16 protein-coding genes, 4 tRNA genes, 1 pseudogene and 1 other annotated feature are annotated in these 13,881 nt (G+C 64.4%); of the genes and pseudogenes, 12 read left to right on the forward strand and 9 right to left on the reverse strand.

Annotated features, from left to right (window positions below; translation table 11 throughout):
- A pseudogene (locus tag FFS56_RS04115) lies at positions 1 to 118 on the forward strand (IS481 family transposase); the annotation flags it as partial.
- 102 nt (positions 119 to 220) lie between these two features.
- Here the strand turns inward: FFS56_RS04115 and FFS56_RS04120 are convergent.
- From FFS56_RS04120 to FFS56_RS04130, 3 genes are all read right to left on the reverse strand, one after another.
- Complete coding sequence (locus FFS56_RS04120; RefSeq protein ID WP_137771949.1) at positions 221 to 490, reverse strand: hypothetical protein; 270 nt, start codon at positions 488 to 490, stop codon at positions 221 to 223.
- Positions 487 to 828 (reverse strand): hypothetical protein, encoded by a 342-nt coding sequence (locus tag FFS56_RS04125; protein WP_137771948.1) that lies wholly within the window; start codon positions 826 to 828, stop codon positions 487 to 489. The genes FFS56_RS04120 and FFS56_RS04125 overlap by 4 nt, the downstream gene beginning before the upstream one ends.
- 205 nt (positions 829 to 1,033) lie before the next feature.
- Positions 1,034 to 1,312, reverse strand: a complete 279-nt coding sequence (locus tag FFS56_RS04130; protein ID WP_137771947.1) for a hypothetical protein — start codon at positions 1,310 to 1,312, stop codon at positions 1,034 to 1,036.
- 443 nt (positions 1,313 to 1,755) lie between these two features.
- On the opposite strand from FFS56_RS04130, the gene FFS56_RS20445 reads away from it, so the two are divergent.
- Genes FFS56_RS20445 through FFS56_RS20450 form a run of 4 tightly spaced genes read left to right on the forward strand, consistent with a single transcriptional unit; the run spans position 1,756 to position 3,937 of the window.
- Positions 1,756 to 1,905, forward strand: coding sequence for a hypothetical protein (locus tag FFS56_RS20445; RefSeq protein WP_171010982.1), 150 nt, complete (start codon positions 1,756 to 1,758; stop codon positions 1,903 to 1,905).
- Positions 1,906 to 1,939: 34 nt separating this feature from the next.
- Complete coding sequence (locus FFS56_RS04135; protein ID WP_137771946.1) at positions 1,940 to 3,358, forward strand: ATPase; 1,419 nt, start codon at positions 1,940 to 1,942, stop codon at positions 3,356 to 3,358.
- Between the two features lies 1 nt (position 3,359).
- Positions 3,360 to 3,716 carry a hypothetical protein gene (locus FFS56_RS04140; protein ID WP_137771945.1) on the forward strand — a complete coding sequence of 119 codons (357 nt, stop codon included), beginning with the start codon at positions 3,360 to 3,362 and terminating at the stop codon, positions 3,714 to 3,716.
- Between the two features lie 53 nt (positions 3,717 to 3,769).
- Positions 3,770 to 3,937 (forward strand): hypothetical protein, encoded by a 168-nt coding sequence (locus FFS56_RS20450; RefSeq protein WP_171010981.1) that lies wholly within the window; start codon positions 3,770 to 3,772, stop codon positions 3,935 to 3,937.
- A gap of 66 nt (positions 3,938 to 4,003) precedes the next feature.
- Here FFS56_RS20450 and FFS56_RS04145 read toward each other — a convergent pair.
- The 5 genes from FFS56_RS04145 to FFS56_RS04165 all read right to left on the reverse strand — a co-directional run bounded on the left by FFS56_RS04145 (position 4,004) and on the right by FFS56_RS04165 (position 9,037).
- Positions 4,004 to 5,259 (reverse strand): IS3 family transposase gene (locus FFS56_RS04145; RefSeq protein ID WP_249352949.1). Its coding sequence is split into 2 segments (ribosomal slippage): positions 4,004 to 4,956 and positions 4,956 to 5,259, totalling 1,257 coding nucleotides; the frame shifts between segments, so codons are not numbered across the junction.
- Positions 4,826 to 4,960 (reverse strand) — a sequence feature (AL1L pseudoknot). Its footprint overlaps the gene before it by 135 nt.
- A gap of 377 nt (positions 5,260 to 5,636) precedes the next feature.
- Positions 5,637 to 6,836, reverse strand: coding sequence for an ABC transporter permease (locus tag FFS56_RS04150; RefSeq protein ID WP_137771944.1), 1,200 nt, complete (start codon positions 6,834 to 6,836; stop codon positions 5,637 to 5,639).
- 15 nt (positions 6,837 to 6,851) lie between these two features.
- On the reverse strand, positions 6,852 to 7,538 hold the full coding sequence (locus tag FFS56_RS04155) for an ABC transporter ATP-binding protein (RefSeq protein WP_137771943.1): 687 nt from the start codon (positions 7,536 to 7,538) through the stop codon (positions 6,852 to 6,854).
- Complete coding sequence (locus tag FFS56_RS04160; RefSeq protein WP_137771942.1) at positions 7,535 to 8,590, reverse strand: peptidoglycan-binding protein; 1,056 nt, start codon at positions 8,588 to 8,590, stop codon at positions 7,535 to 7,537. The genes FFS56_RS04155 and FFS56_RS04160 overlap by 4 nt, the downstream gene beginning before the upstream one ends.
- 9 nt (positions 8,591 to 8,599) lie before the next feature.
- The gene (locus tag FFS56_RS04165) at positions 8,600 to 9,037 is read right to left on the reverse strand and encodes a hypothetical protein (RefSeq protein ID WP_137771941.1); all 438 of its coding nucleotides are present in this window, start codon (positions 9,035 to 9,037) and stop codon (positions 8,600 to 8,602) included.
- A gap of 297 nt (positions 9,038 to 9,334) precedes the next feature.
- Here FFS56_RS04165 and FFS56_RS04170 point away from each other — a divergent pair, with 297 nt between their 5' ends.
- The 5 genes from FFS56_RS04170 to FFS56_RS04195 all read left to right on the forward strand — a co-directional run bounded on the left by FFS56_RS04170 (position 9,335) and on the right by FFS56_RS04195 (position 12,954).
- Positions 9,335 to 10,006: a response regulator transcription factor gene (locus FFS56_RS04170; protein WP_137772052.1), complete on the forward strand. Its 672-nt coding sequence runs from the start codon at positions 9,335 to 9,337 to the stop codon at positions 10,004 to 10,006.
- The gene (locus tag FFS56_RS04175; RefSeq protein ID WP_137771940.1) at positions 9,999 to 11,177 is read left to right on the forward strand and encodes a HAMP domain-containing sensor histidine kinase; all 1,179 of its coding nucleotides are present in this window, start codon (positions 9,999 to 10,001) and stop codon (positions 11,175 to 11,177) included. Before FFS56_RS04170 ends, FFS56_RS04175 begins: the two co-directional genes overlap by 8 nt.
- A gap of 107 nt (positions 11,178 to 11,284) precedes the next feature.
- Positions 11,285 to 12,522 (forward strand): IS3 family transposase gene (locus tag FFS56_RS04180; RefSeq protein ID WP_137771939.1). Its coding sequence is split into 2 segments (ribosomal slippage): positions 11,285 to 11,570 and positions 11,570 to 12,522, totalling 1,239 coding nucleotides; the frame shifts between segments, so codons are not numbered across the junction.
- Between the two features lie 212 nt (positions 12,523 to 12,734).
- Positions 12,735 to 12,807: transfer RNA gene (locus tag FFS56_RS04190), tRNA-Gly, on the forward strand.
- 74 nt (positions 12,808 to 12,881) lie between these two features.
- A tRNA-Asp gene (locus FFS56_RS04195) sits at positions 12,882 to 12,954 on the forward strand.
- Positions 12,955 to 13,233: 279 nt separating this feature from the next.
- Here the strand turns inward: FFS56_RS04195 and FFS56_RS04200 are convergent.
- Positions 13,234 to 13,437: a hypothetical protein gene (locus tag FFS56_RS04200; RefSeq protein WP_137771937.1), complete on the reverse strand. Its 204-nt coding sequence runs from the start codon at positions 13,435 to 13,437 to the stop codon at positions 13,234 to 13,236.
- A gap of 30 nt (positions 13,438 to 13,467) precedes the next feature.
- Here FFS56_RS04200 and FFS56_RS04205 point away from each other — a divergent pair.
- Positions 13,468 to 13,541: transfer RNA gene (locus FFS56_RS04205), tRNA-Leu, on the forward strand.
- Positions 13,542 to 13,779: 238 nt separating this feature from the next.
- Positions 13,780 to 13,852: transfer RNA gene (locus FFS56_RS04210), tRNA-Asn, on the forward strand.
- Positions 13,853 to 13,881: the final 29 nt, after the last annotated feature.

The following is a 13,881-nucleotide window of genomic DNA, read 5'->3' on the forward strand; positions in this document are numbered from 1 at the left end:
GCGCCGCAAAGCACTCCCGGGCTGGCTGCACTTCTACAATCATCACAGGCACCACTCCGCGATCGGAGCCCCGCCCATCAGCAGAATCGAAAACAACCTGCCTGGACATCACATCTAGCGCGTGCCGTTGCGGGCCGCCGGGCGCCAGCTGCACGCGCAGGAGAAGCCGGCTAAACGCTGCTTCTCGGTGCAACTTGCGTCAAAGCTGCCACATACCCGGTTACCGGTGTCGTGATTGGGCGTACGCCGCGGCGTCGAGCAGCTCGATTCGCAGTCGCTGCGCCTGAGGGGCTGGCACGACGATCTCATGGTCCTCATCCAGGGCGATGACGATGTCTGCGCCGCCGTTACGGGGGATGAGGGACTCGGTGTCCTTGGCTACCCGGGAGGCATCCGCCGGGCTGATTCTGATCTCCGTCTGACCGGCGTGCAGGCGGAGTGCGACATACCCGGCCCGGGCATGGATCTCGTATGCGGTGTCCTGGCTCATCGGAGTGCTCCAATCCTTGTCTCGATGTCGGTGACGGCCCGCCGAAGACGAGCCAGGGCCAGTGCTGCGCCTTCCACCGCCATCGTCAGCGGCCGAAGATCCCGAGCGACGGCATCGTCTTGTTCGGAGGCCGGCATCCGCGCGATCTGATCGGCGACGGTCGACAGGTGGGCGGTGAGGAAGGTGCGCTCGACGGTCAGGCGTAGCAGAATCGCGCCCGCCTCAGCGAGGTCCATCCCTGGGGCAGCGAGGACGCGACCGGCGAGGGCGATATCTTCAGGGACCGTCGCGATGCGCTCGACGGCATAGTCGATGAGAAGAGGATCGGAAGCGTTCATCGAACGTCGAGCGGGATCCGGGGCCCTGCGGGGTCTACGGCAGGTCCGGGAACGACGAAGAGGTCGGACCATGCGCTCTTCGCCTTCCTTCGTCGGTTCGTCGGTTGAGTCGGGTCCGACCAGATCCTGCGCAGCTCATCGAGGACGTACAGCCTCTGAGCCAGTGTGCAGTTCGAGTTCGTCAGGCGGATGCCGGGGCGGTCGGTCACAGCAGCGACGCCTCTCGCTCCACGATGAGCTCGAGGTGAACGGCGATCAGCCGGCCGATGACGTCACGGAGGACCGCCGGGGCCTGCCACTCGGGGATCGACTCGGTGACGGATTGGATCCGCTCGAACAACTCGTCCCGATCGCTGCAGTATCCGCTCCGGGCGGCGATCGTCTCCGCGATCGCTGCGAGCTCGTCTCCGAACGTCGACGTTTCGATGAAACCGACGGGGAGTGTGGTCTCCAGGACCAGGTCCGGCATCTGCGTGGTGTTCATGTCGGCCACATACCCGGCCTCACGCGGTACCGGTGCCGGGGGTCCCATCGTCCTTCATTGAACAGAGGTGCCCAGAAAGCCGGTCTGTACGCTGCGCCGCTTACTCGTGACTGGCAGAGCGGGGGAGCCGCGGGTCCCCGGTCAGAGTCGGTCTGACCGGGTTTTGGACTACTCCCGACTGGCAGCGCCGGAAATGTACAGAGAGAGATGAGAGATAACGACTCGTCTAGAGAACGACTACTACCCTCTCGGGGACAGCTCTACGCCGATGGGCCTCAGAACTTGTGGTCCCGCGGTCTGTATGTATCCTCCCGGGAAACGTCTGACCGTCTGTCCGAGGGAGCGGAGACCAGTTGAGAGTAAGGCAAACGCCGGACTGAGGGTGTCTGAGTGCGCCTGTACAGGGCCCGCGAGCGTGACCGTGTTCGCAGGGGTGGACGGGTATGACCGAGTTGGACACGCACCGGATAGAGGTGCCCGTCGAGAGCGATGGGCTCGTCTACGTCTTCGAGGGTCCTGACGCCGAAGAGCGGCATCAGGACTGGGCGCTCACGGGTGCCGCGACATTCGACAGGATCGAGCCGCGGCCGTGATCGAGTACGCCGGCTGTTCGCAGGGGTGGACGACATGAGCATCGAAGCAGGCACAGCGACGGCGGTCATCCTGGCCGATGGCACCGGTCGGTACGTCATCGACGGCGTGCCGGCGCAGGTCCGTGAAGACGACCCGGACACAGCACGTCAGGTCATCGTCGATCGCGTGATCGCGCACGCTCGCCAGCTGGGATCGCCGGTTCCATTCCGCTCCACCGATCCAGACGGAAGCTGGGATCTCGTCGTGCAGCCGAACGGTGCGGTCGAGGTCGTCGAAGCCGCGACGACACCGGAGCCCTCGAGGGAGGAGCCTGTCGCGGAGGCCACCTCCGCGTCGCCGGCGGAGAGCATCGCTCCGATCTACGAGCTGCCGGCCCGGGCGCCGCTGCACGAGCGACCACCAGCGCGAAGCACCTGGCGCCGAGACCCCGATCGCGAGCCGGTCCAGCCAGTCCTGCCAGTCCAGCGTCCTGCACCCGCCCCGGTCGCGCCCGCGCCAATCGATGGCACGTCGACAACCCGCCGTGAACAGCGAACTCGACGAGAGTCGTTCATCGCCGCACCCGCGGTCCAGCCGCCGGCAGCTGAAGGGCTGCGAGGGTTCCTCGCGCGGTTCGGAATCCGCCTGAAGCCGTCGGAGGCGGAGACGGCACGGCGGGCCGATCGGCAGTGCGTCTCGCAGCATTGGCCCGGTCCTCGCACCATGGCTGTCGCGAACGGCAAGGGAGGCGCCGGAAAGACCCCAGTCTCGATCCTCCTCGCCGCTGTGTTCGCGAAGTGGGGCGGGGCGGGAATCGTCGCCTGGGACAACAACCAGTTCCGCGGGACCCTCGGCTGGCGTACCGCATCCGGTCCGCACGACGCGACGATCCTGGACCTGCTCCCGCAGGTGCCGTATCTGCTCTCCACGGAGGCGCGGTCAGCTGATCTCGCACACTATGTCCATCATCAGCCCGACGACCAGTACGACATCCTTCGGTCCAAGCCCACGGACCTCGCCGACCGCCAGCGCGTGGAACCGCGAGATGTGGACCACATCCATCGGGTGCTCTCGAAGTACTACCGGATGATCATCATGGACAGCGGCAACGACGAGTCCGATCCGATGTGGCAACGCATGATCGACCTCACCGACCAGATCGTCGTCCCCACGACCACGCGAGCAGACCACGCCGAGGCGGCAGCGCTCCTACTGGAGGCGCTCACGGACCAAGGAGGTGCGGCCGCGGAACTCGCGGAGAACGCCGTCGTCGTCATCACGCAGGCAGACCCGCACGCGAAGGCCGCAGAGATCGCGAAGATCAAGGAGGGGTTCGCGGGCACGGTCCGCGAGGTCGTCCACATCCCGTTCGACCCCGCGATCGTGAACGGCGTCCTTCGGTTCGACGCACTCCGGCCGGAGACCCAGCGAGACTGCCTGGCTATGGGCGCCGCGGTGGCGCGCGGACTCTGACATGACCGAGTCGATCACCAGGCCCAGCCGCGCGGACGTGCGCGAGCTCGTCTCACGGCACGGGTTCGTCGAGATCCCGGACTCGATCTGGTGGACACGGACTGCGCCGGACGGCCGGATCCAGAGACTTCGCATCGTGGTGTGGGGCGTCGCGCGACGGGCACCGAAGCCCGGGGCACAGCTCACTATCGAGGTGGTCGACTCATGGTCCGAGGAGTGGGAAGCCGAGCGCGTTCGGGTCTGGAACGAGCTGGGCCCGGAGGCGGTACCCATGAAGCTCGCGAATGTCTCGCTCTGGCAGCACTGGGAGGCGGTCGTCAGCGAATTCGATCGCGACGTCATACCGATGTTGGACTGATCAACGTTCAAGTCCATCTTGTGGGTTCCCCCGGTCGTATGTATTCTGTAGGGTTGCTCATCTGCACGAAAGGGCATCACGCCATGAAACTCCGGTTCGAAACCGCGCTCAGCGCCTCGGCACATTCCGCCGACGGTGCCGATATGCGTGCGTTTGCGTTGAACACGGGGATCAAGGTCTGGTTCCCGCGCAACCAGCGTCAGCAGGTGGCCCTCATGTGACGACACGACTCGTCCCGAGTCTTCGAGGAACCCACTGAAGCGCCCTGGGTCTGATGGAGACTCGCGCTATTTGATTCCCACCAGTTGATCGGTGGTGGTTTGGCCAGCATAGAACGTCTGCTCGAACTCGGCGGGTGTGAGGTAGCCGTGCAGGCGCTGCGTGTTGTGCCAGTGCACCCATCCGAGGGTCGCGAGCTCGAGGTCCTCGACGGTCTTCCAGGGGCCTGGGCGTGCGGGTCCGCGGACGAGTTCGGTCTTGTAGTACCCGTTCACGGTCTCGGCCAGGGCGTTGTCATAGCTGTCGCCGACGGTCCCGATCGACGGCGTCGCTCCGATCTCCGCGAGTCGTTCGCCGTAGCGAATCGACGTGAATTGAGACCCTGCGTCGCTGTGACACCTCAGATCCTCGTGGTGACGACCTCTCGACCAGCGGGCCATCTCGATCGCGTCGAGGACCATCTCGGTGCGCATGTGAGACGCGCACCGCCACCCGACGATCATCCGTGAGTACGCGTCGATGATGAAGCAGACATACGCGACGCCCGCCCACGTCGGCACGAACGTCAGATCGGTGACCCAGAGCCTGTTCGGCGCGGTCGCGGTGAACTCCCGTTTCACGAGGTCCGGGTGCCGCGTCGATGTCGGATCCGGCCGAGTCGTCTTGACTCGCTTGCTCCGGATCGCGCCCTCGATGCCGGCAGCCCGCATCAGCCGGCCCGTCTGGTCCCGGCCGATATCGATCCCGGCGCGGCGGGCGGTCTTCCAGAGCTTGCGGACCCCATAGACGCAGTAGTTCGCGTTCCAGAGCGTGACCAGCTCAGGCATCAAGACCGCGTCGCTCACCGCGCGCGCCGAGGGGGCGCGGTCTTTCGCGGCGTAATAGGTGCTCGGAGCCACCTGCAACAGGCTGCAGATGGGCTCGACTCCGAGGCGGCGGCCTTCGACGACGTCGTTCTTGTTCGCGTCGATGAACGCGACTACTTCCGATGTTGGCGGTCGAGCTCCGCCCCGAAGAAAGACGCAGCCCTCTTCAGAATTTCGTTAGCCCGACGAAGCTCACGGACCTCTTGCTCCAGCTCCCGCAGCTTCCGCGATTCGGCCGTGGTCACGCCAGCCACGTTGCCGTCGTCGATGTCGGCCTGCTTGACCCACGTCCTGACGGACTCGATCCCGTATCCGAGCTGCGTCGCGACCCGCTGGACCGTCCCGTGCTCGGTCCCCAGCTCCGCTCGCAGAGTTCGCACCATCCGGACCGCTGCGGCCTTCTCCTCCGGCGAATACCGACGCGTGGTCGGCGTCCCAGATCCCTCATTCGACACCATGACTCCATCCTCGTTTCCAAAGTCAGGAGTCTCCAACAAAGCCAGGGCGCTTCAGGGCGTGATTCGTCGCACGCTGCGCCTGCACTGTGCCGTCGCGCAGGGAGGTCTGCCTGCAACCGGTAGCGATATGGCGTTCCAGTCATTCGCGATTGTGATCGCAGCGATGCTCACTGCCGGCTCGGCTCTGCTGGCCGCGAACCGGGTGGTGCAGCGACGCCGCTGACCCGCGTGAGTGACTCGCGCTACCCGTTTGCGGCGGCGCGCCGATGAGTTCAGCGGAACATTTCGACCCCAGGATGCGCATATAGCGATCCTGGGGCCGAGATGTTGCGAGAAGCTCACCACCGCGAGTCTGCTAGAGCGCGAAGCACCTGGCGCTAGGCCGCGAGTGCCTCGGTGGGTGACACCTTGGCCGCCTTCATGGCGGGCAGCATGCCTGCGATGGCGCCAACCAGGATGGTGACCGCAACACCGAGTGCGGCAATCAGCGGCGGCACCGTGGGCGTCCAACCGTTGATCAGTGAAACGGCGACGGTACAGCCCACGCCCAGCACGAGTCCGGCTACACCACCGTATGTGGCGAGCATCACGGCTTCCATCAAGAACTGCTTGCGCAGATGCGCACGCGTGGCTCCCAGGGCACGGCGCAGACCGATTTCACGCCGGCGCTCAAGCACCGTGATGACCATGGTGTTCGCCACGCCGATACCACCCACGAGCAGTGCGATCGAGCCCACACCGACGAGCATGCCCGTAAAGGCGGTGTCGATGGCGTGTTGTGCGGCCAGCGTGTCGGATGGCCGGCTCACGCTCACCTCATTGGGCGATTTCGGGTTGATTGTGGCTGGGATGAGTTCGCGCACCGACTCCACTGAGGCGTCAGTCGAACGCTCATAGAGCGTGGTGGGCGAACCGGTGAAACCAAGTCGCTCGGCGGCGTGCGGCGCGCCAACCAGCACCGAAGTGTCGAGTTTGGGTGCGATCGCTGACGGCTTAAGGATGCCGAGCACCGTGTGATTCTGGCCACCAATATTCACCATTGAGCCGGGCGAGACGATGCCTAGTCGTTTGGCCGCGGTTGTCCCCAGCACGGTTGTGGGGTACTGCTTATTGGCGTCGTTGAACCAGCTGCCGCTGTGCAACTCACTGGAAGTTGCCGAAAGTAGCCCGGTGTCGGTTGCGGCCACGTTGAGGCCGTTGGTCGAACCTGGATCGATATAGCTGCTGCGGTAGGCCGCCACCTCAGGCAGGTCACCCACCCAGCCCACCTGTTCGACGCCTTCGATGCGTTGCAGTCGTTCGGCGGAGTCGACCGGCAGCTTGGCCGAGTCGCCACTGAATGATTTACCGGCCGACACCGTGAGCAGGTTGGTGCCGAGCGATGCGAGCCGCTCCTGAATCTTTGCCTGGCTCGACAGCGAGATGCCGATCACGGCAATCATCGCGGCGATGCCAATGGCGATTCCCAGTGCTGAGAGCGTGGCACGCACGGGGTGCGCGCGCAGGCCTTGCCAGCCCAAACGCAGCAGGTCTTCTTGGCGAAGGTGCGAGCGTGATTCTTCTAGATCGAGTGTCATGCTTTCCCTCCTCCGCTATTGCTGGGTGTCAGATTCGAGCACGCCGTCACGGATGCTGATCTGTCGCGGGAATCCCGCTGCGAGTTCACTGTCGTGCGTGATCACCAGCACCGCGGTGCCGGTGCGGTTGAGATCTTTCAGGATGTCGACCACCTGCGCCCCCGAGCGAGTGTCGAGCGCACCGGTGGGTTCGTCGGCGAGCAGCAGCGGCGGGTCGCCGACAACGGCTCGCGCGATTGCCACGCGCTGCCGCTGCCCACCCGAGAGCTGGCGTGGCGTGTGATCGACTCGATCTCCCAGGCCCACGCGCTCGAGCGCTTCGCGGGCGCGTGCCCGCCGCTCCTTGAGCGGCATACCGGTGTAGAGCAGTCCCGTGGCGACGTTGTCGGTAGCGGTCTGCGCATCCTCAAGGTGGTACTGCTGGAACACGAACCCGATGAGGTGTGCTCGCAGCGCCGAGAGCGTCGCGTCGCTCGCTTCCGAGACGCGGTGGCCGGCGATGGTGATCTCGCCGTCACTTGCCCGGTCGAGCGTGCCTACGAGGTTGAGCAGCGTCGACTTTCCCGAGCCACTCGGTCCGGTAATGGCCACCATTTCGCCCGACTTCACGGTGAAGCTGACGTCATCGAGAGCGGTTGTTGGTGGCGAGCCGTATTTTCGCGACACGCTGTTGAGTGTCAGCAGTGGCAGGTCGGGGGTCATTCGCCCACCGCCACTTTATCGCCCTCGTGCACGTCGCCGCCCTTGATTTCCACCAGGTCATCGGCGAATGCACCGATTTCAACTGGCACGCGGGTGGCTTCGTTGTTCTTGATAACTTCCACGGCGTGCTTGCCGCCGGGCTCGGCGAGCAGGGCACGCACTGGCACCGCCAACACACCCTTGGCGGTGGTGCGAGTGGTGACCACGCTCACGGTCACGTCGGCATACGCCTCAGCGGCGGCAGGATCGGTGAGCGACAGACGCACCGGCACCTTGACCGATTTCTGTCCCGATTCGTCTTCCTTCTCTACGGGCGGGTCGACTGCTTCAACAACGCCCTCGGTGGTTTTCCCGTCGGGCAGTTTGATGTCTGCCTTCGCACCCACCGGCAGCAGGCTGCGCATACTCGGCGGCACCTCGGCGGTAACGACCTTCGAAGTGCCGGTGACTTCAAGCACCGAGGTGCTCGCCGCATCCCCTGCCTTTGCCTTCTGCGAGCTCACCTGCACATCGCTCGGAATGAATACGACGCGTCCGAGTTCGAGCGTGGTGCTCCATTCAAAACCGTGGTCTTTCTTCCACTGGGCGATCGCGGATGCGGTTCCCCAGCCGAAGTGCTCGTCGGGCTCGTCTTCGATATAGCCGAGCGCCTTGAGGTTCTGTTCGAGCTGCATCACATCGCGACCGTTCGACATCCCCTCCTCAAAATTGCGCCAGGCTGGCACTTCACCCCGCATCGCGAACACGGGACGTTCGTTGACGCGCATCATCTCGGTGCCGATGGTGAGTTTGGTTCCGGGAGCGGCCACCGAGGTGAGCGTTCCGGTGAGCTGCGTGCCGTAGGTTGCCGGCTTGCCGTGGTTGAGTGTGCCCTTCGATTCGACGCGCTCAACCAGGTCGGTCTTGGTTACGGTCGCGGTTTCAACCGATGATGACACCGCCTTGGTGGTTTCTTCGGCGCTCGCACCGTTCATGAGCGAGAATCCGGTGGCGCCAGCAGCAATGGCGAGCACCGCTGCGGCCGAAATAATTGCGATTCGCTTCTTACGCATCAACTACTGCTACTTGCCCTGGATCTCGAGGCCAGCTTCTTCGGTGCAGCGCTGGACGTCTGCCGGGTCGGCTTCTGGGCCACCGTTCTGCTGCACGGTGATGCCCTCACCGTTCGGCTTGGGGTCGGGCACGTCGTAGCCGGCTTCACGCATGCACTTCGCGTAGGTGAGCAGCTGTTCGTTGAGCTGTTCGTCGGTTACCGGGTTCGCGCCCTCGGGAGCCGGGCCCACCTTGTTGGCACAGGTCTGCAGTGCAGCTTCGAGGTCAGCTTCACCTTCGTCACCCTCGATGGGCGAGCCGTCGGGGTTGACGGGGATGCCGGCGTTCTCGATGCCCTCTTCTTTGAGGCAGCGCTCGAAGTCGTGCTGCCACTGTTCGGCGCTGGCTGCGTGGTTCTGCTGCAGTTCGGGCTGCTCGTTCGCCGAGCATCCGGTCAGCGCGAGCATTGCGCCAGCTCCAACGAGGAGTGCGGCTGCGACAGTACGAGAGGTGCGTGTACGGAACATGGAGGGTTACCCTTCACTTTCTTGGAGATGCATTCGGCGTCACCTTTGCGGCGGCTCCGATCAGGACATGTCCCAGTTCACGCGGGTGCGGGTTGCGGCAGCGTAAAAGAAAATGCTTACGTTTCTTTTACCTGCCGCGTGCCAGACTGAGGTTGGCGACCACTGGTCATAGTCCGAGCGCCCGCATCGTTGCTTTTCGCCGCTTTCTTGGCGGCGCCGCGGTTCTCAGGAGGAATCATTCGCGTACTCATCGTTGAAGACGAGCCGTATCTCGCCGAAGCGATTCAGGATGGGCTCGCGCTCCACTCGATTCCGGCCGACACGGTGGCTGATGGTCGGGATGCGCTGGCAGCCATTGAGATGAACGACTACGAGGTCGTGTTGCTTGATCGCGATATCCCCGGCGTGAGTGGAGATGAGGTGTGTCGGCAACTCAACCTGCGCGAGGATCGTCCGGCGATTCTGATGGTGACCGCGGCGCGGCGCATCCAAGAGAAGGTGGATGGTTTCCAGCTGGGTGCCGATGACTATTTGGCGAAACCGTTTGAGTTTGCGGAGCTGGTGGCTCGCGTGCGGGCGCTGGGTCGGCGTCAGTTCACGACGCGACCCACCCGATATGAAGCGGCCGGGGTCACGCTCGACCCGTTCCGCCACGAAGTCACCCGTGACGGCCGGTATATCCGGCTCAGCCGCAAGGAGTTTGCGGTGCTCGAGTCGTTGATGCGCGAGCCCGGGCGGGTGGTGAGCGCCGAGACGCTGCTCGAGGAGGCCTGGGACGAGAACGCTAATCCGTTCACGCAGTCGGTGAAGGTGACGATCAGTTCGCTGCGGCGCAAGCTTGGTGAGCCGTGGGCGATTCGTACCGAACCCGGTGTTGGTTACACAATCGACCGGACGCTCAATGATTAAGCACCTGCCCACGTTTCTTCGCCGGAAGCATCGTTTCACGGCGCGCACTCGGCTCGCGTTTTCGTACGCGCTGCTGATGATCCTGTGCGGTGGGTTGCTGCTCACCCTGGTGACGCTGTTCATTGGTTTTGTGCCCGATTACGGGTTTGAGTCGCTTGATACTCAGACGAGCCAGGGGCCGCTGGTGATTGCCGTCGATGACCCCGCAATCCTGTCGAACGACATCAAGATTGCGGTGCAGAGCCAGGCCGATTTCATCACCCTGCTGCTGCAGGTTTCGGCGATTGCGTTGGCCGTGCTGGTGGTGCTGAGTTCGGTTGCTGCCTGGTTGCTGGCGGGGCGGATGCTGAAGCCACTCGCGGCGGTCAACCAGGCTGCGAAGCTGGCTGCGGATGGTCGGCTCGACCACCGCATTGGACTCACCGGCCCTCACGACGAGATCACCGAGTTGGCACAGACGTTCGACCAAATGCTTGAGAGCATTGAGCGCTGGAACGCGGCACAGCGACGGTTTGCCGCTAACGCTTCGCACGAGCTTCGCACGCCGCTGGCCACCACCCGAACCATCCTCGATGTGGCGCTCTCGAAGCCAGGAGAGGTTGATCGGGATGTGCTGCGCAAGCTACTGCAGGTGAATGAGCGCAGCATCCGCACCGTCGAGTCGCTGCTTGATCTTGCCGAACTCGAGGCGGGAGAGGTGAAGCCGACCAGCTGCGACATGACCGAGATCGTGTCGACGGTGCTGCGTGAGTCGCAGCCGCTGCTGGCCGAACGCGACCTTGCGGTCACGAGCGAGTTTGGCCCGGCCACTGCGTTTGGGGATGAGTGGCTATTTCACCAGCTGGCACAGAACCTCATCCAGAACGCGATTCAACACAATACTGATGGCGGCAGCCTGACGGTGAGTACCCGGATGGTGGCCGGTGACGATTCGATGGCCGAACTCACCGTGCGCAATACCGGTGAGCTGATTGATGCGGCGCAGTTGAGCCAACTTACCGAACCGTTCAAGACCACCAAGGGTCGCACCGGCGGCACCAACCGCGGACTCGGGTTGTCGATCGTGTCGGCAATTGTCGACCGTTCGAACGGCACGCTCGACATTGCTGCAAACGAGAGCGGCGGCCTGTGCATCACCGTGACGCTGCCGAGTCGGGATGCTGCGGCGTAGAGACTGGACTCGAACCGAATCGGTGGGTCCAGGCTGGTTCGCTGGGCCTGTCGCGCGTCTGAATCGGCCTGACTTTCGTTCCGTTCTTCAAGTAAGGATGGAACACGATGAACAGGAAGTATTCGCCGGAGATGCGTGAGCGGGCGCTGCGGATGCTCGCGGAGACGCGGCCGTCGCACCCGACGATGATGAGCGCCGTCCGGCACGTGGCCGGATTGCTAGGGATGAGCCCGGAGACGTTGCGATTGTGGCAACGCCGCTACGAGGTAGACGCCGGCGTGAAGCCCGGCGTAACGACCGAGGCGGCCGCGGAGATCAAGCGTCTGCAGAAGGAGGTCTCGGAGTTACGGAAAGCGAACGAGATCCTCAAGGCTGCGAGCATCTTTTTCGCGAAGGAGCTCGACCACCCCTCGACGAGATGATCCGGTTCATCAACGAACAACGGGATCGTTTCGGGGTCGAGCTCATCTGCCAGGTCCTCCGACCGGCAGTGAGAGGATTCCTCACGTCACGCGGCTACCGCGCTGCGGTGAACCGCACTCCATCCGCCAGGCAGCTGCAGGATGACCTGCTAGTGCCCGAGATCGTCCGGCTGCACGCAGAGAACTACGGGGTCTATGGGCGCCGGAAGATGCACGCGCTGATGCGGCGACAGGGATGGGACATCGGGCGTGATCAGACCGAACGGCTGATGCGTCTCGCCGGTGTTCGCGGGGTGCGCAAGTCCAAGCGAGTGTTCACGACGAAGTCTGATCCCGCCCTGCAGCGTCCGACGGATCTCGTCAACCGCCGATTCACCGCCGACGGTCCCCGCCGGCTCTGGGTCTGCGACGTGACCTATGTCGCGACGTGTTCCGGGTTCGCTTACGTCGCGTTCGTCACCGACGTCTACTCACGTCGCATCGTGGGCTGGAACGTCGCGGCCACGCTTCGGGCGGAGATTCTGCCGATGCAGGCGCTGGATATGGCGGCGTGGGACGCCGGCGATGACCTCACCGGGCTTACGCACCACTCGGACCACGGCTCGAACTACATGGCGATGGTCTACACCGACAGGATCGTCGAACTCGGCGCTGTTCCCTCGACCGGGACGGTCGGCGACAGCTTCGACAACGCGATGGCAGAGGCGGTCAACAACCTCTACAAGACCGAGCTGATCCGCCAACGCGGTCCCTGGCGGACCGTCGAGCAGGTCGAGCTCGCGACCCTCGAATGGGTGTGGTGGTGGAACAACTCCCGCCTCCACGGCGAGCTCGACATGCGCACCCCACTCGAGGTCGAGCAGGCGTACTACGCTGACCAAGAATCAGCCCAACCGGCCCCCGCCAGACAAGGCTCCCGATAGGAACGAAAGTCAGGCCGATTCAACCATGCATCAGGTGTGGTTCGGGGAATGCTCTGCCGACGGTGCAATCACCGCCTTGGCTGGGTCGAGATGATCGGGCTCAAGAGCATCGCCGCGTACCTGGCACGTGGCTGAACAGAATTGCGGCATCGGGAGTGCACCCCGTTCATTGACCGGTCAAGTGGCACCGGGAGATCGCACAACGCCACTACGCGAACGTCGTCCAGAGGCCTAGGACTTCACTCTTCCAAAGTGATGACGCGGGTTCGAATCCCGCCGTTCGCTCGAGACACGAGCCCCATCGTGTCGCATGGTGCGGGTGCTCTGATGGTCACGGGCAGCTGGGCTTTCACACGCACGGTCCCGTAGAGCAGCGGAGTGCTCGCCTGCCCGTCACGCAGGAGGTCGCCGGTTCGAATCCGGTTGGGATCGCCGCTCCGCCACGATGGGCGGGCGCCGGACGGGCCGATCACCCCGAAGGCAACCGCAGCATCGACCGGCAATCGCCACGGACCGACGGCGAAGAGCACACGTCGCGAGTTCGTGACGGTGGAACACCCGGCCCACGCGGACCGGGAGGATCGGCGGTTCGAGTCCACCCGCGCGTGCTCGTCAGGGAAGGTGAAGCTCCAGCGGTGGGGCACCGGCTTCGAAACCCGGAGGCGCTGGGAACGGCGCAGGCGTTCGACTCCTCCTCCTTCCGCGCGACGGCTACCCGCCGTGCACGCTGCCGATGCCTTCGCCCTCGCCGGGCCACTCGATGCCATCATCGACCGGATCGAGATGCCCGCATTCCGGGCAGACCCACCCTGCAGTGGCCAGCCTCTTCACGATCGCGCAATCGGGGCAGCGGGGCTCTTCGCCGCCGGCTAGGAGCAGGTCCTCGAGGTCGAGTGGTGGTTCATCAGCGCTCACGACGCCATCGTACGCACGAGCGTCAACTTCGCCCGTCTAGCCCAACTGGCAGAGGCGCCGGATTTAGGTTCCGGAGGTTCGGGGTTCGACTCCCCGGTCGGGCACACATCCCGGACAGCAACTGGCCGTCCAGCTACCGGGAGAAGACAGTGTGACGGCCTGAGCGGTCTCCCGCGGTGGCCCGCCAGGTGAAGTCCAAGCAAAGCTGCTGCCTTGCGGCCTGGAGTCGAGGTGACCTGCTCCAGGTCTGCCCGCGACGAGAGCAGCTGGTGACGCCGCCGTCCTGATAAAACGCTGCTGCGACGTTCGATTCGTCGGTCGCGGACCACCGAAAGGTGATGATCCCCCGGTAGCTCAGCGGCAGAGCATCCGATTGTTAATCGGCAGGCCGGTGGTTCGATCCCACCCGGGGGAGCTGTGGACGTGGCAGAGGCGGTCAATGCG

Origin of the sequence: Microbacterium sp. Beta (assembly GCF_005502545.1) — a bacterium.
GTDB lineage: Bacteria > Actinomycetota > Actinomycetes > Actinomycetales > Microbacteriaceae > Microbacterium > Microbacterium oxydans.